The 19052-nt window shown below is 68.0% G+C and carries 16 protein-coding genes and 1 pseudogene; 12 read left to right on the top strand and 5 right to left on the bottom strand.

The window, feature by feature from the left end; genetic code table 11:
• Positions 1–49 precede the first annotated feature (49 nt).
• On the top strand, positions 50–847 hold the full coding sequence (locus Q0P88_RS04585) for a helix-turn-helix domain-containing protein (protein ID WP_295011552.1): 798 nt from the start codon (positions 50–52) through the stop codon (positions 845–847).
• On the opposite strand, the gene Q0P88_RS04580 is transcribed toward Q0P88_RS04585, so the two are convergent.
• Positions 807–1298: a DUF4442 domain-containing protein gene (locus Q0P88_RS04580; protein WP_295011550.1), complete on the bottom strand. Its 492-nt coding sequence runs from the start codon at positions 1296–1298 to the stop codon at positions 807–809. The two genes, Q0P88_RS04585 and Q0P88_RS04580, sit on opposite strands and share 41 nt — an antisense overlap.
• A 276-nt stretch (positions 1299–1574) precedes the next feature.
• Between Q0P88_RS04580 and Q0P88_RS04575 the strand changes: the two genes are divergently transcribed.
• The 8 genes from Q0P88_RS04575 (at position 1575) to Q0P88_RS04540 (ending at position 11812) form a co-directional block, all read left to right on the top strand.
• Positions 1575–2534 carry a CPBP family intramembrane glutamic endopeptidase gene (locus tag Q0P88_RS04575; RefSeq protein WP_295011548.1) on the top strand — a complete coding sequence of 320 codons (960 nt, stop codon included), beginning with the start codon at positions 1575–1577 and terminating at the stop codon, positions 2532–2534.
• Between the two features lie 51 nt (positions 2535–2585).
• Positions 2586–3254, top strand: a complete 669-nt coding sequence (locus Q0P88_RS04570; protein WP_295011546.1) for an O-methyltransferase — start codon at positions 2586–2588, stop codon at positions 3252–3254.
• Between the two features lie 72 nt (positions 3255–3326).
• A complete protein-coding gene (locus Q0P88_RS04565; RefSeq protein ID WP_295011544.1) occupies positions 3327–3878 on the top strand; it encodes a PH domain-containing protein in 552 nt (183 codons plus the stop codon).
• Between the two features lie 100 nt (positions 3879–3978).
• On the top strand, positions 3979–5103 hold the full coding sequence (locus Q0P88_RS04560; protein ID WP_295011542.1) for a 5-(carboxyamino)imidazole ribonucleotide synthase: 1125 nt from the start codon (positions 3979–3981) through the stop codon (positions 5101–5103).
• Between the two features lie 128 nt (positions 5104–5231).
• On the top strand, positions 5232–5699 hold the full coding sequence (gene purE / locus Q0P88_RS04555; protein ID WP_295011724.1) for a 5-(carboxyamino)imidazole ribonucleotide mutase: 468 nt from the start codon (positions 5232–5234) through the stop codon (positions 5697–5699).
• 68 nt (positions 5700–5767) lie between these two features.
• Positions 5768–7156 carry an LCP family protein gene (locus Q0P88_RS04550; protein WP_295011722.1) on the top strand — a complete coding sequence of 463 codons (1389 nt, stop codon included), beginning with the start codon at positions 5768–5770 and terminating at the stop codon, positions 7154–7156.
• 86 nt (positions 7157–7242) lie between these two features.
• On the top strand, positions 7243–8316 hold the full coding sequence (locus Q0P88_RS04545) for a glycosyltransferase (RefSeq protein ID WP_295011540.1): 1074 nt from the start codon (positions 7243–7245) through the stop codon (positions 8314–8316).
• Positions 8317–8362: 46 nt separating this feature from the next.
• Positions 8363–11812, top strand: coding sequence for a hypothetical protein (locus tag Q0P88_RS04540; protein ID WP_295011538.1), 3450 nt, complete (start codon positions 8363–8365; stop codon positions 11810–11812).
• 70 nt (positions 11813–11882) lie between these two features.
• On the opposite strand, the pseudogene rfbC reads toward Q0P88_RS04540, so the two are convergent.
• Together rfbC and rfbB are read right to left on the bottom strand one after the other, a co-directional pair.
• Positions 11883–12431 (bottom strand): annotated as a pseudogene (gene rfbC / locus Q0P88_RS04535) (dTDP-4-dehydrorhamnose 3,5-epimerase); the annotation flags it as partial.
• An 8-nt stretch (positions 12432–12439) separates the two neighbouring features.
• Positions 12440–13438 carry a dTDP-glucose 4,6-dehydratase gene (gene rfbB / locus Q0P88_RS04530; RefSeq protein ID WP_295011536.1) on the bottom strand — a complete coding sequence of 333 codons (999 nt, stop codon included), beginning with the start codon at positions 13436–13438 and terminating at the stop codon, positions 12440–12442.
• A 101-nt stretch (positions 13439–13539) separates the two neighbouring features.
• On the opposite strand from rfbB, the gene rfbA reads away from it, so the two are divergent.
• Complete coding sequence (rfbA, locus tag Q0P88_RS04525; RefSeq protein ID WP_295011534.1) at positions 13540–14409, top strand: glucose-1-phosphate thymidylyltransferase RfbA; 870 nt, start codon at positions 13540–13542, stop codon at positions 14407–14409.
• 19 nt (positions 14410–14428) lie between these two features.
• Here rfbA and Q0P88_RS04520 read toward each other — a convergent pair whose 3' ends face one another.
• Positions 14429–15274, bottom strand: a complete 846-nt coding sequence (locus Q0P88_RS04520) for an NAD(P)-dependent oxidoreductase (RefSeq protein WP_295011532.1) — start codon at positions 15272–15274, stop codon at positions 14429–14431.
• Between the two features lie 192 nt (positions 15275–15466).
• Here Q0P88_RS04520 and Q0P88_RS04515 point away from each other — a divergent pair, with 192 nt between their 5' ends.
• Positions 15467–16336, top strand: coding sequence for an ABC transporter permease (locus Q0P88_RS04515; protein WP_295011530.1), 870 nt, complete (start codon positions 15467–15469; stop codon positions 16334–16336).
• Positions 16336–17532: an ABC transporter ATP-binding protein gene (locus tag Q0P88_RS04510; RefSeq protein WP_295011528.1), complete on the top strand. Its 1197-nt coding sequence runs from the start codon at positions 16336–16338 to the stop codon at positions 17530–17532. The genes Q0P88_RS04515 and Q0P88_RS04510 overlap by 1 nt, the downstream gene beginning before the upstream one ends.
• Positions 17533–17563: 31 nt before the next feature.
• Here Q0P88_RS04510 and Q0P88_RS04505 read toward each other — a convergent pair whose 3' ends face one another.
• Positions 17564–19009 (bottom strand): glycosyltransferase family 4 protein, encoded by a 1446-nt coding sequence (locus Q0P88_RS04505; protein WP_295011526.1) that lies wholly within the window; start codon positions 19007–19009, stop codon positions 17564–17566.
• Positions 19010–19052: the final 43 nt, after the last annotated feature.

Genomic DNA, 19052 nt, shown 5'->3' with positions numbered 1-19052 from the left:
CCACATCCGTCGCGGTCTCGTCGTCGGTGCCGCGTCCTAGGCTCAGAGCATGGTGAACCCCACCCGCGGCGTGCTGTATCCGTCGCGACTGCCGCAGTTCCATCGCCTGCCGCCCTCGCCCGCCGCACGGGAGCTGATCGGCTGGTGCTGGATCCCCGAGTGGGACATCGAGCCGGGCCGCTCCTCGCGCCAGGACGTCGTGGCGTATCCGGCGCTCAACCTGGTGGTCGAGCGGAACGGCGTCGTTCTCGTCGGGGCGACGACCCGCGGGAGTCATCGCGATCTCGCGGGACGCGGCTGGGCGGTCGGCGCTCTGCTGCGGCCGGCTGCGGTCCCCGCGCTCACCGATGCGCCGGCGGCGCTGCTCGATCGCGCCGTGCTGCTCGACGAGCCGGGGCTGCACGGCGCGGTGGTCGCGGCGATGGACTCGGGGGACGGACATCGCGAGCGTGCCGCCGCCGTCCTGTGCGCGTGGCTCGTCGCCCGGGTCGGCGCGACTCCGGGTGCGGGCCTGCCGACGCCCGCGCAGCAGGCCAACGCGATGTCCGAGATGCTCATGACCGATCCCGACGTGCGCACGCCCGAGCAGGCGGCGACCCGCCTCGCGGTCTCCGTCCGCACCCTGCAGCGTCTCGCGCACCGGCACGTCGGTCTCTCGCCGGCCGCGATGATCCGCCGTCGCCGTCTGCAGGAGGCGGCCGAGCGGATCCGGGTGGATCCTGCGACGGATCTCGCCACGCTCGCGGCGGATCTCGGCTACGCGGATCAGGCGCACCTCGCGAACGACTTCCGCGCGGTGCTCGGCTTCACCCCTTCGGCGTACCGGCGTCTCTCGTCGCCGCGGTGACGCGCTTCTTCTCCCGGATGTAGACCTCGCGACGCACGCGGGCCACGACCGCGCCCGAGCGGTCCGTGATCTCGGTCTCGAACCATTCCAGGACCTTCGCCCCACCGGCCGCGCGCTCGCGGATGGCGGCGATCCGCTCCGGCGGGACGTGGAACTCTGCCGTGAGAACGCCCGTGCCCGGACGGAGGAACTCGATCTCGCCCCGGGTGTCCCAGACGACGTGCTCCCTGCCCAGCTGATGCATGACGAGCATGAAGAAGTAGGGGTCGGTCATGGCCTGCATGGATCCGCCGAACGCCGTCTTCACGTAGTTGCGGGTCAGGAGGGTGACCCGCAGCTCGACCGTCGCCCGCGTCCAGTCGTCGCTGAAGCGACGGACACGGATCCCGCTGAACAGGTTGGGAAGCCACAGGCTCATGCCCAGGGCGAGGCGGCGGGGAGTGATGCGCATGCCCCCAGTCTCCCGACGACCGCCGCGGCGGGGGGAATCGGGTGGATAACGTCCACAATCCTGCCGCGCGTCTTCACGCCGCACGCTGAGGAGGTCGGACAGGCCCTCGCCGCGCCGGCGCCCCCTCAGCGGCGGCGACACGCGCCGTTTGACTTACGGACACTCCGCCCCGTCACACTGTCGCCGAGAACGCGCGAGGGGAAGAATCGACGTGCGAGGGGAGAGACGATGAGTGCGCAGGAAAGATCGGCGTCCGATGCGGGGGAGGCGCCGGGAGTGCCCGGACGCGTGCGCTGGGGTGCCGTGATCCTCTACACCGTGCTGGCGTGCGCGCTGGCCTGGCTCGTCTGCCTGCCCCTGTGGATCGGTGACGGGCTGGTCGCCCCGCTCGCCGCCGTGCTCCTTCCGGCGATGATGCTGACTCCGATGCTCGCGGCCCTCGTCGTCACGTTCGCGCTGCGCACCCCGGCGCCGGGCATGCGTCTGCGCGGCCTGGGCCTCTGGCCGCTGCGGCCGGCGAAGCGCGTCGTCGGGATGATCGTGCTGGGGTGGCTCGCCCCGCCCGTGATCGTGGTGCTGACGGTGGTCGTGGCCGTGGCACTGGGCTTCGTGCACCCCGACTGGGCGTTCACGGCCTTCGCCGCCGAGCTCGCCGCGAAGGTCCCGCCCGGAACCGCGTTGCCGCCCACGTCCGTGATCGTGCTCGCGCAGGTCGCCACGATCCCGCTCGCGGCGATCCTCAACGCCGTCTTCGCCTTCGGGGAGGAGCTCGGATGGCGCGGGTGGCTGCTTCCCGCCCTCCGACCGTTGGGCACCTGGCCCGCGCTGCTGCTGAGCGGCGCGATCTGGGGGTTCTGGCACACGCCGGTCATCCTGCTGGGCTACAACTTCGGGCGCATGGACGCGACCGGCGTGCTGCTGATGATCGTCGGCTGCGTCGGCTGGGGCGTCCTCTTCGGCTGGCTGCGGCTGCGCTCCGGCTCGGTGTGGCCCGCGGTGCTCGCACACGGCGCGCTCAACGCCGCCGCGGGCCTTGTCGTGCTGCTCGGGGCGACGCAGACGGATCTCGCGCTCGCCGGCCCGCTGGGAGTGTCCGGATGGATCGTGTGCGGGCTCGTGATCGTCGTGCTCGCGCTCACCCGGCAGTTCCGTGCGCAGCCGCCCCTGGCGCCTCCGCGGCCGCGCCCCGTCGCGACGCCGGCCCCTCCCGCCTCGTCGGCGTCCTCATCCGCCTGATCCGCGCGCCGGTCCTTGCCCCCGGCTGCGGGGTTCGAGCAAGCTGACGTCATGGCCGATTCCACCCGCGCGAACTGGCGCGCCGCAGACGAATTCCTCGCCGAGACCCTCGTCGGGCACGATCCCGCGCTCGAGGCCGCGCTCGCGGCGCAGGCCGCGGCCGGACTGCCTGCGATCGAGGTCGCCCCGGTCGGCGGAAAGCTGCTCGACCTGCTCGTACGGATCTCGGGGGCGCGCAGGATCCTCGAGATCGGCACCCTCGGCGGCTACTCGACGATCTGGCTGGCCCGCGCCGTGGGAGAGGGCGGCACGGTCGTCACGATCGAGGCGGAGCCCGACAACGCCGCCGTGGCCCGAGCGAACCTCGACGCCGCTGGTGTGGGAGAGCGCGTCGAGATCCGCATCGGGCGCGCCGCCGAGGTGCTCCCGATCCTCGACGGGGGCGAGCCCTTCGACCTCGTCTTCATCGACGCGGACAAGGAGTCCAACACCCTCTACCTGGACTGGGCCGCCCGCCTGGGGCGCCGCGGCACCGTCGTCGTGGTCGACAATATCGGCCGGGACGGCGAGATCGTCCACGCCGACTCCGAGGACCCGAAGGTGCGCGGCACCCGCGAAGGGCTGGAGATGCTGGGCCGCGATCCGCGGTTCGACGCCACGGCCCTGCAGACCGTCGGGGTCAAGGGGTGGGACGGGATCGCGATCGCCCTCGTCGTCTGACGCCGCCGTCGCACGCGGACACACCCGCGCGATCCTCCGACGGATCCGGGGTCCTCTTGTCACAATGGACGCGTGACGCAACCCGTGGGACTCGGAGGCCGGCCGTCGATGCCGCCGCCCGGCGCGCCCGCGGAGGAGCGCCTGATCGCGCGATTCCATCCGCATGCGCGCCACCTGTTCTGGTCCGCGCTCGTGCTCGTCGTCGTCGCCGGCGCCACGGGGTATCTCACGAAGAACCTCCCGAAGCCGTTCGCGGACTGGATGCTCTGGGCGGCCGCGGGCGCGATCGTGCTGCTCCTCGTCGTCGTGCCGTATCTGGTCTGGCTCTCGCGCCGGTACACGATCACGACCCGGCGGGTCATCGTGCGCGATGGGATCGGATCGCGGCGCAGCACGGAGATGTCGCACGCCAGGGGCTACACGATCACCGTGCGGCGCGGACCCCTGCAGCGTTCGGTCGGCGCAGGGACGATCCTGCTGTCCAACGGCGTGGACGCCCCGCTCCGCCTCCGCGACGTGCCGAACGTCGTGCTCGTGCAGGAGACCCTCGCCGATCAGATCGAGGTCGGGCAGATCCTGGCGCATCGTGACGCGCAGTCCGCGCAGAACCCCTACGCCGACTGACGACCGCCCCGACGGACGCCCCCGGAGCACGCCCTCGCTCGACCACGGACGGCGGCGCGGTGCGGATGCGGAACAATGGATGCCGAGGAACGGAGATCCGATGGCGTTGCGTGTGGGTGTGGTCGGCGGAGGACAGCTGGCGCGGATGATGATCGCCCCGGCGGTCGAGCTGGGGATCGACATCCGCGTGCTCGCCGAGGACGAGGGCATGTCGGCGCAGCTCGCCGCGACCGAGGTCGGCGACTATCGCGATCTCGACACCGTGCGCCGTTTCGCCGCGGACGTCGACGTCGTCACGTTCGACCACGAGCACGTCCCGCAGGACGTGCTGCGCGCCCTCGTCGCGGAAGGGGTGGCGGTGCATCCCGGCCCGGATGCGCTGCGCTTCGCGCAGGACAAGCTCGACATGCGCGCCCGGCTCGCGGAGCTCGGAGCGCCCCAGCCGGACTGGGCCAGGGTCGCCGGACCGGACGAGCTGCAGGCCTTCCTCGACGCGCACGGCGGCCGGGGCGTGGTGAAGACCCCGCGCGGCGGCTACGACGGCAAAGGGGTGCGCGTCGTCTCCCGGGCGGACGAGGCGGCCGACTGGTTCGCGGGCCTCGACGAGGGCGACGCCCTGCTCGCGGAGGAGCTCGTGCCCTTCGTCCGTGAGCTCGCTCAGCAGATCGCCCGGCGGCCGAACGGCGAGAGCGTCGCTTACCCGGTGGTCGAGACCGTGCAGCGCGACGGCGTGTGCGCCGAGGTGACGGCGCCGGCCCCCGGGGTGGACGCGGCGCAGGCGGCGGAGGCGGAGCGCATCGGCCGCGAGATCGCGGACGGACTGGGCGTGACCGGCATGTTCGCGGTCGAGCTGTTCCAGACGGCCGACGGTCGGATCCTCGTCAACGAGCTCGCGATGCGCCCGCACAACAGCGGCCACTGGAGCCAGGACGGTGCCGTGACCGGCCAGTTCGAGCAGCATCTCCGCGCCGTCGCCGATCTGCCGCTCGGCGGCGCCGCACCGATCGCCCCCTGGTCCGTCATGGTGAACGTGCTCGGCGGTCCCGCCGACGCGGGCATGCTCGACCGCGTCCCCGCCGCGCTCGCCGCGAGCCCGCGCGCGAAGGTGCACACCTACGGCAAGGCCCCGCGCCCCGGCCGCAAGGTGGGTCACGTGAACGTCTCAGGGGCAGAGCTCGATGCGGTGCGCGCGGACGCGCGTGCCGCTGCAGCCGCCTTCGACTGAGCGCTCCCGCCGGACGCTTTGCTGCGGAGAGACGGAGTGTGCGCCGGGTTCTCCCAGAACTCGCGCTTACTCTGGGACGCGTGACTGGGACTCTACATTCTTCGGCCGCGCCTCTCGTCGGGGTCGTGATGGGCTCCGACTCCGACTGGCGCGTTCTCAGCGACGCCTCTCAGGCGCTGAGCGAGTTCGGGATCCCGCACGAGGTGGAGGTCGTCTCCGCCCACCGCACGCCGGAGAAGCTGCACCGCTACGGCACCGAGGCGCGTGGACGAGGTCTCAAGGCGATCATCGCCGGCGCCGGGGGAGCGGCGCATCTTCCCGGCATGCTGGCGTCCGTCACGGCGCTTCCCGTGATCGGGGTCCCCGTGCCGCTCGCGTACCTCGACGGCATGGACTCGCTGCTGTCGATCGTGCAGATGCCCGCAGGGATCCCCGTCGCGACCGTCTCGATCGGCGGCGCGCGCAACGCGGGGATCCTCGCCGCGCGGATCCTCGGCACCGCGGATCCGGCGCTCGCCGACCGCGTCGAGGCCTACGCGCGGGACCTGGAAGCCCAGGTCGAGGAGAAGAACCGTCGCCTCAAGGACAGCCTGTGAGCCAGGTGCTGGCGAAGCCGCCCGCGCGCGGATCCGGCTCTGCGCGCTCGCTCGTCCGGTCCCGGCCGATGCGCGATCCCGACTTCTCGAACCCCACGCACATGACCCGCCGCGGGTGGTGGCTCGTCGTTCTCAACGTGCTCATCCCCGGATCCGCGCAGGTGCTCGCGGGCAATCGGCGGCTCGGCCGGTTCGGTCTCGGCGCGACGCTCACGATGTGGGCGCTCGTCGTGTTCGCCGTGCTGCTGGGGCTGCTCTGGCGACCCGCGCTGCTGTGGCTGACGATCGGCGGCGGCTGGGTGTCGTGGCTGGTGCTCACGCTCGTCCAGGTGCTCTGCGGCGCTTACGTCGTGCTGTGGATCGTGCTGACCTTCGACACCCTCCGGCTCGTGCGGCTCGTGCGCGCCAAGAACTACGCCAAGATCGCGATCCCGCTCGTCGCGGTGCTCGTGCTCGCCCTCTGCGGCAGCGGGGCGGCGTCCGCCGCGAACATCGCCGGATCCAGCCGCAACGCGATCAGCACCCTTTTCGGCTCGGGCGGGCCGAGCCTGCCGCCGAGCGACGGCTACTACAACGTCATGCTGCTGGGTGCGGACAGCGGCGACGGGCGAGACTCGATGCGCTTCGACAGCATCTCGGTCGTCTCGGTGAACGCGGAGACCGGCAAGGTCACGATCTTCGGCATCCCTCGCGACATGCCGAACGTCCCGTTCTCGGCCGGGCCGATGCACGACGCGTATCCGAACGGCTTCGAGGCGCACGCCGACGACGACTGCGGGTGGGGGAGCGGGATCAACCAGCTCACCAACGCCGTGCAGACCTGTCATACGGGCAAGCCGTACTACCCCGAGGTGAAGGGCCACCCCTGGGCTCCGTCAATCGAGGCGACCAGGGATGCGGCCGAGGGCGTCCTCGGGATCAAGGTCCCGTACTACGTCTTCCTCGACATGAACCACTTCGCGCAGCTCATCGACGCGCTCGGCGGCGTCGACATCGACGTGAAGGAGCGCCTGCCCGAGGGCGGTCCGCCTCCCGGATCCGGTGCGGACGACGTCGACTCCTGGGCGATCGGCTGGATCGAACCGGGCAAGCAGCACATGAACGGCGACACCGCGCAGTGGTACGCCCGCTCCCGGTACACGACGAGCGACTTCGACCGGATGCGTCGTCAGCGCGAGCTGCAGGAGGCGATCCTCAAGCAGTTCACGCCGCAGAACGTCCTCACGCACTTCACCGAGCTCGCCCAGGCGGGGACGGAGCTGGTCGACACGGACATCCCGCAGGACAAGCTGCCCGAGTTCGTCGAACTGATGATGAAGGCGAAGCAGCACCCCGTGCAGACGATCGAGCTCACCCCGGAGGGCGGGGTGGACGAGTTCAACCCCGACTGGAATCAGATCCACGCGATGGTGAAGGCAGCGCTGCATCCCGAGCCCTCGCCGACGCCCACGAACTGAGTCCGGCCGGTCACCCGGCACGACGGTCCCGTGTGCTGCCGGAGCGCCTCAGAGGACTCCCGGGGAGCGCCGAATAGGCTTCTCGCATGGCTGTGCTGCGTGTCGTGATCGATCAGGCGAAGGACGTCGTCGACCCCGATCAGGCCGATGCGGCGCGAGGGCTGCTCCACGGGCTCGGGGCCACGGCCCCGCAGCGGTGCACGATCGAGGCGATCGTGCCCGCGGGAGCCGAGAGCGAGCCTCCAGCCGGCGCGGACACGCTGCGCCGACTGGCTCTCGGGCGTCGCGAGCTCGGCGCCGCCTGGCAGCTCGGCGTCGTCGCCGGGGTCGGAGGGGGCATGATCCACGCCCCCTCGCTCTTCGCGCCGCTCACCAAGCACGACAAAGTCAACGACTACGACCAGACCGTCGCCACGGTGTGGGATCTGCGCCCCTGGACCGCGCCGGAACAGCTCCCGCGGGCCGGCGTGCTCTGGCAGAGGGCGATGATGAAGCGCGCCGTCAAGTACGCCGACGCCGTGGTCGTGCCCACGCACGAGATGGCGGAGCGCCTGGGCGGCCTGGTCAAGCTCCGCGATCGGATCCGCGTGATCCCCGGTGCGGTCGCCCCCGGTTTCGCGATCCCGCACGACGCGTCGGAACGGCGGGTGGCGCTCGGCGCACCCGCCCGCTACCTCGTCGCGACGGGAAGGGCCGAGACGCTCGAGCCCGTGTTCGCCGCAGCGGTCGCCGCCGACGCCGACGCGTTCGTGCTGGATGCCGCGGACGACGCGGCCCCGTCCATCGCCGAACGAGCCGTCGCGGCCGGTCTCGACGCGCCGCGCGTGCACGTGCTCTCCCGCCGGGACGCGGAGGACCGGGCCGCGCTGCTCGGCGGTGCCCTCGGGTTCGTCGCGTCGGATCCCGCGCCGGCCTGGCCCTGGCGGCTCGTCGAAGCGCTCGCCTTGGGTGTACCCGTGATCGCCCGGAACGGTGGGGTTCACGCGGATGTGCTCGCGGACGGGGGGCTGCTCGTCGAGCCCGACGGCTACGCCGAAGCGGTGCAGCAGGCCGCGGGGGAGGGCGCTCGTCGGCTCTCGGTGCTTGCCGCGGATCGGTCGCGTGCGTACTCCTGGGAGGGCGCCGCCGAGCGGGTGTGGGCTCTGCACGCGGACTTGTGATCTTGTTGCGCTGGCGATATCTTGCCACTTCCGCCACACTGGTCACATGCACGGACCCGGCGGAAGCTCTGCGCGCGCGCGAACGGCCTATCGTTTTGTGACCAGCGCGTTTGCGGCTATGGCGCTGCTGGTCGGTCTTCTCGTGCCATTGACGGCGGCTTCGTCATCGGCGTCTGCCGTTGCGCCCGCCTCGGCGCAAGCGGGGATCCGTCCTGCCACGTTGAGCGGATTCAATCCTGGCAACATCATGAGCGATGCGGTGTTCACGAACAGTTCCACGATGTCGGCGGACCAGATCCAGGCCTTTTTCAACAGCAAGGTCAGTTCGTGTCAGTCGGGGTATACGTGTTTGAAGGACTTCCGGCAGAACACGGTGGACCGACCTGCCGACCGCTACTGCAATGGCTATTCCGGCGTGGGCGGAGAGTCGGCGGCGACGATCATCGCGCGCTCCGCGCAGTCGTGCGGAATCAACCCGCAGGTTCTTGTCGTCATGCTGCAGAAGGAGCAGGGCCTGGTGACCCACACCTGGCCGAGCAGTTGGAGGTATGACGCGGCTCTGGGGCAGGGATGTCCTGACGATGCCGCCTGCAATCCGGACTATGTGGGCTTCTTCTTCCAGATCTACGGCGCTGCCCGGCAGATGAAGATCTACATGGAAGGTCGTTACTTCACCTGGTACGCGCCGGGGAACTTCTGGAACATCCTCTTCAACCCGAATCGCGCATGTGGTTCTTCACCGGTCTTCATCTCCAACGCCGCGACGGCGGCGCTCTACTACTACACGCCGTACCAGCCGAATGCGGCGGCAATGGCGGCGGGCTACGGAGAAGGCGACGGCTGCTCGGCCTACGGCAATCGAAACTTCTACAACTACTTCACCGACTGGTTCGGTTCGACGCAGACGTCCGGACCCTCGATCGTCGGCCAAGTCCTTCAGGATTCGTCGACCGGCAAGATCTACCTCGTCTCCGGAACCGTCAAGTACCTCTTCCCCAGCAACGAGCGCGCCGCGCAGTTCACCTGGATCTCCGGTAAGAGGTCGGTCAGTTCCGCCGATCTCGCGAAGTATTCGGACGGTGGGGTCGCACCCCGAGCCGTGCGCACCGATGCGGGCCATGTCTATCTCCTCGACAGCGGCCGCCGCTTCTGGGTGCCGTCCTGCTCACTCGCCGCGGACTACGGATGGACCTGCGGTTCTCTGCCGCTGGTGGCGCAGGTGCAGGTGAACGTCTATCCCGAGGCGGGGACTCTGCAGCCGACGGCCTCCGCTCTTGGATCATCCTGGCTGATCCAAGGAGGAGCACGTCGGGAGATCGCCGACCGTTCGCTGCTCGCACAGTTCGGCATGTCGACGGGAGTCAGCGCGATCGCCGATGCGATGGCCGCTGAGTACAAGCTGGGCGATCCCGTGCTGGCCGCCGGCATCTACTCGGATTCGACGGGAGCGATGACGGCTCTGCTTCAGAACGGTCTCGCCTACTCGGTGTCTTCGCAGGGGCAGGTCCCTGGATTTGTCTCGTCGGCCAAGCGCCTCACCGCTGAATCGATTGCGCGGCTCCGCAAGGGCGGCGCATTGCCGCTCGCGGTGCGCACGGGCACCCAGACCTCGCTGCTCGGAGTGGACGGCTGGATGGGGGTCGACGCCTACGGTTCGACGGTCCCCTTCACGGATCTTCCCGCAGGGTCGATCACAGGTCTGCCCACGTCCGGGGCCGTGTCCGGTCCCCACTTCGTGCGCGAGCAATCGGGCCTGCAGGTCTTCCTCGTCTCGGGCGGGACGATGCAGCAGGTCAATGCTGATCAGCAACGCTGGATCACAGCCAATTTCGGCGTGAGCCCGGTTGTGCGCGTCGTCGCCGACACAGCGTTGGGCGGTGTGGCAGCGCCGGCTCAGCGGATGGTCCGCGGCGCGGACGGCACGGCCTATCTCCTCGACGGTCAGAGCCGCTACCGGTTCCGCTCCTGCACTCAGGTCTCGGACTGGGGTGGCGACTGTGCGAAGCTCCCGACCTTGTCGGCGTCGGAGCTGGACCAGTCCTCCAATCGCGGCACACTGGAGATGCTGATCCGTCAGTCCACCGGCACGACGTGGCTGATCCAAGCAGGCAAGCGCCGTGAGGTTGTCGACACCGCGATCCTCGCGCCGTACGGGATCAGCGGCGCTACGACGACCGTGTCCGCCGCCCTCGCTGAGACCTTGGGAGTGGGCGCCCCTGTGCTCGGCTCGGGTGTATACACCGATGGCGGGGACAGCGTCCTGCTCATCAATCCCGCTGGTGCGTATCGCGTTGGTCAGAACGCGCGCGTCGACGTGGTCACGAAGCTCATGAAGCGTCTGACGGTGGCGAGCCTCGCGACCGTTGCTCCCCGGGGCGATCTCTCGACACGGATCGTCAGCGACAATCGTGCGTTGGTGCTGACGCAGCAGGGTTGGCTTCACGTGGATCCGGCCCAGTACGGCGGGATGAAGTTCTTCACCGCGGCTGATCCGAACGCCTGGTTGGGCGTTCCGCTCGCGGGTTCCGACGGGCGACCGCATTTCGTTCGCGAAAGGTCGTCAGGCCAGACCTTCTTGATCTCCGGTGGATCACCGCAGATCATCGTCAACGATGCCGCTCGGGCGTGGGCCTCCACGTATTTCGGTTTGTCGCCCACGCTCTGGGTGCTCGCGGACGGCACCTTGCAAGGCCTTTCCCTCAGCCCGGGCGTGGTGTGGAAGTCGAACGATGCGCGGTTGATGATCTCGGATGGTTCGGCCTTCTACCGGATGGGCAGCTGCACCGATGTGGCGGCGTTCGGGAAGGACTGTGCGACCATTCCGAATGCTGACGCCACGGTCCTCGGGATGCGTGACGCCGGATCGATCTCCGTCCTCGTCCGCGGCAGCGGAGCCAACCCCTGGCTGATTCAGAACGGGCAGCGGCGAGAGGTGCCGGATCCCTCGATCCTGGCCGCCTACGGCATCGGCTCCAGCTCCACGGCCGTGTCCGACGCGCTCCTTGCGGGACTGCCGATCGGGGAGCCTGTGATCGCTCCCGGCTTCTATCGAAATTCTGCCGGGACCATGCGCGTCGTCACCCGGATCGCCCGCGTCCTCGACATCCCCGCGCCCGCGCAAGTCGATGTGATCAAGGCCGCCACGAAGCCCCTCTCTGACGAGTCCTTCGCCAAGCTGGCGTCCACCGGCACGCTTCCCGTCAGGGCCGCCTACTCGGGAGCCGTCTATGTCCTTTCCACTCAGGGGTGGGTGCCGGTGAGCGCCGGGAACTACGGCGGTCTGGCGTTCGGTGACGTCGACGCCGATGTGATCTCGGCCCTCCCGGTGGGAGCGTCCGGGACGGGGGCGCGTTTCGTCCGCGAGGCGAGCGCCACCCAGGTGTACCTGGCCTCGGGCGGGCTGACTCCGGTCAGCGATGCGGATCAAGCATGGATCAGTGCGACCTATGGCGTCCCGCGGGGGATTATCGTCCTCGCCGATGGTGCCTTGCGCTGAGCCGAGATACGATGACGACCGGGCGCCCCGTGGGACTGCCCGGTCGTCGTCGTATCGATCAGTTGAAGGTCAGCGGGACCACATCGCCCAGTCGTGGGTGGGCGCGGTCCTTGTCCGAGAGCTCCGCCTGCTCGAGCGGGACGGGCCAGGCGATATCCGCCGTCTCATCGGCGAGGTTCAGGAAGACGTATTCCGCCTCGGGCGACCAGTGCTCGTTCACGAGATACGTGTAGGCCGTCGAATCCTCGAGCGTCTGGAACGCGTTGCCGACCCCGCGGGGGACGAAGATCGCGACGGACGGGTCGATCACCGTGGTGAACACGTTCCCGAAACCGGGGCCTTCGCGAAGATCCACCCACGCGCCGAAGACGCTCCCCGTCGCTACAGAGATGTACTTGTCCCAGGGCTCGGCGTGGATGCCGCGGGTCGTTCCGCGGCTCTTGTTGAACGAGATGTTGTTCTGGACCGGACCGAGCTCGGGAAGCCCGAGAGCGGTCATCTTCTCGCGCTGCCAATTCTCCTTGAACCATCCGCGGTTGTCGCCGTGCACCGGCACATCGAGCTGCAGAAGCCCTTCGATGGTCGTCGCGTGTACGGCGAGTGTGGCGCCGAAACGCATCTCGGCGGTCACTGGCCGGTCTCCGCGTACTTGCGCTCCGTGACAGACTTCTGCGGACGCCACCACTGTTCGTTGTCGCGATACCAGCGCACCGTGTCGACGATCCCGGTGGAGAAATCCGAGAACTGCGGCGTCCAGCCGAGCTCCTCTCGCAGACGAGTCCAGTCGATCGCGTACCTGCGATCGTGACCGGCGCGATCCGTCACGAGGTCGTAGTCGTCCGCGGGGCGGCCCATCTCCTGGAGGATGAGCTCGATGACCTCGCGATTGGTCTTCTCGCCGTCCGCACCGATCAGATAGGTCTCCCCGATCGCACCCGCATCCAGGATTCGCAAGACGGCGGAGGAGTGGTCGTCGGCGTGGATCCAGTCGCGCACGTTGAGTCCGTCGCCGTACAGGCGCGGACGCACGCCATCGATGAGGTTCGTGATCTGACGAGGGATGAATTTCTCGACGTGCTGGCGAGGCCCGTAGTTGTTGGAGCAGTTGCTGATCGTGGCTTGGACGCCGAAGGAGCGGACCCACGCGCGCACGAGCAGGTCGGAGCCGGCTTTGGTCGACGAGTAGGGGCTGGAAGGGTTGTACGGTGTCTGCTCGGTGAAACGCGTGGGATCGTCGAGCTCGAGATCCCCGTAGACCTCGTCCGTGGAGATGTGATGGAAGCGGATCCCCGTCCGGCGCGCGGCCTCGAGAAGGGTGAACGTTCCGATGAGGTTGGTCTGGACGAACGGGGCAGGACCGGTCAGGGAGTTGTCGTTATGCGACTCTGCGGCGTAGTGCACGACGGTGTCGTGCTCGTCGAACAGCTGGTTCACGACATCTGCGTCGCAGATGTCTCCTTCGACGAACCGGAAGCGGTCCTCGGGCAGACCCTGCAATGAGGCGATGTCCCCCGCGTAAGTGAGCTTGTCGAGCACCGTGACGGTGTCGTCGGTGTTCTCGAGTACGTAGTGAACGAAGTTGGAACCGATGAAGCCGGCTCCGCCCGTGACCAAGAGTCTGCGCATCCGGCCATGATACCGGGAGGTGCTGCGCCAGACCCCGACGCGGTCTGTCCTTACGGGCCGGACAGTTTGGCGCGAACACCGTTCTGCGCGAGACTGGACAGATGCGTGGAATCATCCTGGCCGGCGGGACCGGCTCGCGGCTTCATCCGATCACCCTCGGCATTTCCAAGCAGCTCGTGCCGGTGTACGACAAGCCGATGATCTACTACCCGCTGTCGACGCTGATGCTGGCCGGGATCCGCGACATCCTCATCATCACCACCCCGCATGACGCCGACCAGTTCCAGCGCCTTCTTGGCGACGGCTCGCGGTTCGGGGTCTCGCTGACCTACGTCCAGCAACATTCTCCGGACGGTCTCGCGCAGGCCTTCACCCTCGGAGCCGACCATATCGGCGGCGACACTGCGGCTCTGGTGCTCGGTGACAACATCTTCTACGGGCCGGGGATGGGCTCGCACCTGCGGGAGTACTCGGATCTCAGCGGCGCCGCGGTCTTCGGATACTGGGTCGCCGATCCGACGGCGTACGGCGTGGTCGAGTTCGACGCGCAGGGACGCGCTCTCTCGATCGAGGAGAAGCCGACACGGCCGAAGAGCAACTACGCGATCCCCGGTCTGTATTTCTACGACAATGACGTGGTGGAGATCGCCAGGGACCTCAAGCCGTCCGCGCGTGGCGAACTGGAGATCACCGACCTGAACCGGGTCTACCTCGACCGGGGCGACCTGAAGGTTCAGATTCTTCCCCGGGGAACGGCCTGGCTGGACACCGGAACGTTCGACTCGCTGAGTGAGGCGACGGAATTCATCCGCACGGTGCAGAAGCGCCAGGGCCTGTCGATCGGCTGTCCCGAGGAGGTCGCGTGGCGGATGGGATTCCTCAACGATGACGAGCTGCGCGAGCGCGCGGAACCGTTGGTAAAGAGCGGATACGGCCAGTACCTGCTGGATATCGTCGCCCGCGGCCGCTGAGCGGATCGCCCGAGGCGCCTCAGCCTCGGGCCATCACCTCACGGATAACGGTGGCGTCGCCCCACACGCCGGGGGAGTCATAGGGCCGATCCGGGAATGCCCCGTACTCCAGTGAGATGGGGAGACCGTTCTCCGCGATGAACTGCTCGACCTTGTCGGCCAGCGACATCGGCTCGCCCGTGCAGCAGTTCAGGGTGCCAGTGACGTCGACGGCCTCTGCCAGAGCAGCGAGCTGACGCCCCAGCTCCTCCACCCGGATGAAGTCGTAGCGGTTCTTGCCGGAGGTGAACGGGAACGTCGTCTTCCCAGCGTCGACGGCTTCCAGGATCTTGCGGAAGATCGAGTTGCTGCGGCGGTCGTCGCCGTAGATGTAGTACGCCCGTGCCCAGGCCAGTCCCGTCTCGGGTGGTAGCGCGAGAGGCAGCGCGCGTCGGAGCGCGTCCTTCGCGATGCCGTACTGCGACAGAGGGTTCGTGGGAGTGTCGGAAGCGATCGCCCCCTCCCAGTAACCGACCTCGTGCATCGTCCCCAGGACCACGAGACGTGGCGCGCCCGCCTCGGCGGCCGCGGTGAGCAGCCGGTAATGGGCGGACAACTGTCCCAGATGGGCCGGGGAATTGTGGACGAACCCGTCTTGCCACGCAAGGTGGACGATGCCCTGAGGAGATCCCCAGCTGCGGACATCGAAGTCGGGCGCCAGGACGTCGGCCTCCACGCGGATCGCGCGGGAGTCAGTGCTCGCCGAGGAACCGGGCCTCACGACCGCGAGGACTTCGTGTCCGCGGTCGGCGAGCGCCGCAACGACGTGCGGTCCGAGATAGCCGCCTGCGCCGGTCACGACGAAGCGCGCGCGAGAGTCAGTCATGAAGACGCCACCGTTCCAATCCCGCGTCCGTCGACCTGCGGACGTCCGTCACGAGGGTACCGGATCTCCTCGCGGCGCCCGCCGCCGGGAATCTGACAGGTGCCTGCAGTAGGCTGAGAAGGTTGGGTTGGACGACGTGGGAGCACGGTGGATACGGAACCTCGATATACGCGGCTGGCCGCCGCGCCGTTCTTGCGCACAGACGCTTCGGGGCTGACGCTCGACGTCCGCGGAGGCAAGATCCGGGAGATCTTCCAACGCCGGGAGTTGCTGCAGCTCCTCGTGCGCCGCGACCTCCAGGCCCGCTATCGGGATAGCTTTCTCGGGTTCCTCTGGACCGTGATCCGACCCATCATCCTGTTCCTGATGTACTACGTCGTGCTCGGCAAGTTTCTGCGGGCCGCAGACGGCGTGCCCGACTTCGCCGTCTATCTCTTCGCAGGACTCACGCTCTACGGCTTCTTCAACGAGATGGTCGTGAGCGCCACCGGCTCGATCCTCGCGAACTCGGGTCTGGTGAAGAAGATCTATCTCCCGCGGGAGATCTTTCCCCTCGCGAGCATCGGCGGTGCGGGGTTCATGTTCCTCGTCCAGTGCGTGGTCCTGCTCATCGCCGCGCTGATCTTCCGGGCGCTTCCCGCCGATCCAGCCCAGATGCTGTGGTTCTTCCCGTCGGTGGCGCTGATCCTCGTCTACGGACTCGCGCTCGGCCTGCTGCTCTCTGCGGTCAACGTCTACCTTCGCGACGTGCAATACCTACTCGACGTCGTAGTGATGCTCGCCATGTGGGCATCACCGATCGTCTACACCTGGGGCATGGTGAAGGGCGCTTTCGAGAGCTTCAACCTCCCGCCCTGGGTGTTCGAGATCTACCAGAACAATCCGATCACGCTCGGTGTCCTCGGTTTCCACCGAGCGTTCTGGGGCGGTGGCACGGCCGCCGACTACCCCACCGACCTCGGCCTGCGCATTCTCATCGCCTTCATCATCGGCGTCGTGCTGGTCTTCATCGCCCACCGCGTGTTCACGCGGCTGCAGGGCAACTTCGCACAGGAGATGTGATGGTCGTCTCAACTGTCCCGGGTCCTGTCGTCGTCCGAGTCGAGGACGTCACCAAGACGTTCCAGGTGCGCAAGGACAACACCCTCAAGGATCGGATCGTCCACCTCGGCAAGCTCGGCCGGGAGCATCGAGAGCGCTTCACCGCGGTGAACGGTGTCTCGCTCGAGATCCAGGCGGGTACCACCGTCGGTCTGCTGGGCGCCAACGGCTCTGGAAAGAGCACGCTGCTCAAGCTCATCGGCGGCATCGTCGCGCCCACGAACGGCGCGATCTACAATCGCGGGCGGATGGCCGCGCTCCTGGAGCTCGGTGCGGGGTTCCATCCGGACCTCAGCGGACGCGAGAACGTATACCTGAACGCCGCGATCCTGGGGCTCAGCCGCGCTCAGGTCGACGAGCAGTTCGATGCGATCCACGAGTTCAGTGGGATCGGAGACTTCATCGACACCCAGGTGAAGTTCTATTCATCTGGAATGTTCGTCCGTCTCGCATTCGCGGTGGCGATCCACACGGATCCGGATGTGCTTCTCGTCGACGAGGTGCTCGCCGTCGGCGACGAGGCGTTCCAGCGCAAGTGTATGGAGCGGATCGCACAATTCCGAGCCGAGGGCCGCACGATCATCCTGGTTTCGCATTCCGCCTCACAAGTTCAGGAGCTCTGCGATCGTGCGGTCGTGCTCAAGGACGGCCAGATCGTCTTCGACGGGGACGTCAACAGGGGAGTCGCGGCATTGCGGGATGTCCTCGAGGGCCGCCGGCTGGGCGAGCTCCATGAGCGCGGGGACGAGCAGCTGATCGAGGTCACTGCCATCACCCTCCATGACGATCACGGTGACGAGATCACCGAGGTGCACGTGGGGGATCCGCTGACGGTGCGCATCCATGCACGGGCGCGCGAGGCGATGTCCCACTGGGCAGCCGGCTTCAGCATCGACACGGCTTTGGGGCAGATGACGATCGCCTCGAATACGGAGCGACTCGACATGGTGCTGCCGCCGATTGACGCCGGAGACACGCATGTCGACTTCCGGATCGAGCGGGTATACCTGGGTGCGGGTCAGTACTACATCAACGCCAACGTCTCCGAGGTCATCGACATCAACTCGCACGTGCTCATGCAGGGGCGGATGTTCACCGTGAGGGCGGAGACGACGACTCTCGGGTCTGTCGCCGCCTCGATCACCGCAGAAGTCTGAGGTTCGGCACACGTCCGAGCCGCAGCACGGCTCAGCGCCCGGCGCCGCGCAGCCGCCCCGCGATGCGCACGGGAGCGGAGAACCGCCACGACGTGCTGTCGTACACGGCGTCCAGTTCATCTCGCGTGCTGACCAGCTTGTCGCGTACGACACCGAGCTGATCGCTCAGCTCGAGGATCTTGGCTTCCAGCACCTCGATGTGCCTGGCGCGGTGAGCGTCCAAGGATTCGATGCGCGTCGTCGGGTAGTCGGCGGCGTGCTGCGGCGCCTGACAGAAGCGGATCAGGGGCGCGAGCGCACGCTCCCAGGAAAGGGTCTGCGCGAAGGAGCGCACGTTGGCACGGATCCTCTCGGCATCCTCGACGAAAAGTACTCGCTCCAGTGCCGCGACGAGCGCGTCCACGTCCTCGGCGGGGACGACGACACCGAGCTGCTGGTCTCGGATCAATGGGGCGAACGCGTCGCCGTCGGTCGCGACGATCGGCAGGCCAGCCCAGAGATAGTCCAGGATGCGGGTGCGGAAACTGAAGGCCGTCTCGATGTGTTCGAAGTGCGTGCTGACCGCGACGTCCGCGTCCAGAAGGTAGTTGATTCGATCGTCATAGTCGGTCCACCCCATGTTGAAGAAGACCTGGGTGTTCGTCAGGCCGAGCTCGTCCGCGAGTTGCATGGCTTGCACAGCCATCGTCGATTCATGCACGTCGGGGTTGGGATAGGTCATCCCCAAGAAGAAGAGCTTCACTTCGGGACGTTCGGTCGAGATCCGATGGACGGCCTTGATCAGGGTGAGGGGGTCGAACCAGTTGTAGACCCCACCGCCCCAGAGGATGACCTTGTCCTCGGTACCGATGCCCTCGATCGCGCCGCGGATCCCCTGATGCGTCTGGGTCGGCATGTCGTCCGACACCCCGAACGGGACGACATCGATCAGGCGGCGCAGGCTACGATCGGCGTCGTAACTCTCTGGGGAGATGCGCCCCAGCGACCCGAGGTGACCGAGCCAGAAGTCGCGCTGCTTCTCGGAGGCGCAGATGATGAAATCCGCGCGCTTCAGCTGCGTTGTGAGCATGTCCACGCTGTAGCGAGCGAGGAAGCTGCGCCCCTCAGGGCCCTCGTCCTTCGCGGACTCGAGGACCTCCAGATGGAGCGGGTCGTAGACATCCGCGACGATCACGACCTCGGCTTCCACGAGCCACGGATGCAAGGTGAAAACCTCGCCCTGACCGATGACGACATCGGCCCATTCGACCTGTCGGCGCAGCTCGTCGTCGTCGACGACGCTGACCTCGAAGTCGTCGTGCTCGATCGAGGCGTTCTTGATCGACACGAGGTGGACGTCCGCGATCGCGGCCAGTCGTTTTGCCATCTCCCAGGCGCGGATCGCAGGCCCGCCCATCTTCCGTCCGAAGGTGTCCGGGCTGACGATCAACACGTGTCTGCCGGGCAGCGGCTCTGTCGGGGAAAGCGAATCGGGCATGGAGGCTTCTCTCCTCGTCGGATCGGGCAGACTTCGTTGTATC

This window comes from uncultured Microbacterium sp. (genome assembly GCF_945952435.1).
Classification (GTDB): domain Bacteria; phylum Actinomycetota; class Actinomycetes; order Actinomycetales; family Microbacteriaceae; genus Microbacterium.
The sequence above is the reverse complement of the archived record's forward strand: the minus strand, read 5'-3'. Positions and strand labels throughout refer to the sequence as shown.

Excerpts from the sequence above, each read along its gene's own strand:
- Q0P88_RS04520 (WP_295011532.1), bottom strand. The coding sequence starts at position 15,274 with ATGACTGACTCTCGCGCGCGCTTCGTCGTGACCGGCGCAGGCGGCTAT.
- purE (WP_295011724.1), top strand. The coding sequence starts at position 5,232 with ATGGGCTCCGACTCCGACTGGCGCGTTCTCAGCGACGCCTCTCAGGCG.
- Q0P88_RS04510 (WP_295011528.1), top strand. The coding sequence starts at position 16,336 with ATGGTCGTCTCAACTGTCCCGGGTCCTGTCGTCGTCCGAGTCGAGGAC.
- Q0P88_RS04540 (WP_295011538.1), top strand. The coding sequence starts at position 8,363 with ATGCACGGACCCGGCGGAAGCTCTGCGCGCGCGCGAACGGCCTATCGT.
- Q0P88_RS04545 (WP_295011540.1), top strand. The coding sequence starts at position 7,243 with ATGGCTGTGCTGCGTGTCGTGATCGATCAGGCGAAGGACGTCGTCGAC.
- rfbB (WP_295011536.1), bottom strand. The coding sequence starts at position 13,438 with ATGCGCAGACTCTTGGTCACGGGCGGAGCCGGCTTCATCGGTTCCAAC.
- Q0P88_RS04580 (WP_295011550.1), bottom strand. The coding sequence starts at position 1,298 with ATGCGCATCACTCCCCGCCGCCTCGCCCTGGGCATGAGCCTGTGGCTT.
- Q0P88_RS04505 (WP_295011526.1), bottom strand. The coding sequence starts at position 19,009 with ATGCCCGATTCGCTTTCCCCGACAGAGCCGCTGCCCGGCAGACACGTG.
- Q0P88_RS04585 (WP_295011552.1), top strand. The coding sequence starts at position 50 with ATGGTGAACCCCACCCGCGGCGTGCTGTATCCGTCGCGACTGCCGCAG.
- Q0P88_RS04570 (WP_295011546.1), top strand. The coding sequence starts at position 2,586 with ATGGCCGATTCCACCCGCGCGAACTGGCGCGCCGCAGACGAATTCCTC.
- Q0P88_RS04560 (WP_295011542.1), top strand. The coding sequence starts at position 3,979 with ATGGCGTTGCGTGTGGGTGTGGTCGGCGGAGGACAGCTGGCGCGGATG.
- Q0P88_RS04550 (WP_295011722.1), top strand. The coding sequence starts at position 5,768 with ATGCGCGATCCCGACTTCTCGAACCCCACGCACATGACCCGCCGCGGG.
- rfbA (WP_295011534.1), top strand. The coding sequence starts at position 13,540 with ATGCGTGGAATCATCCTGGCCGGCGGGACCGGCTCGCGGCTTCATCCG.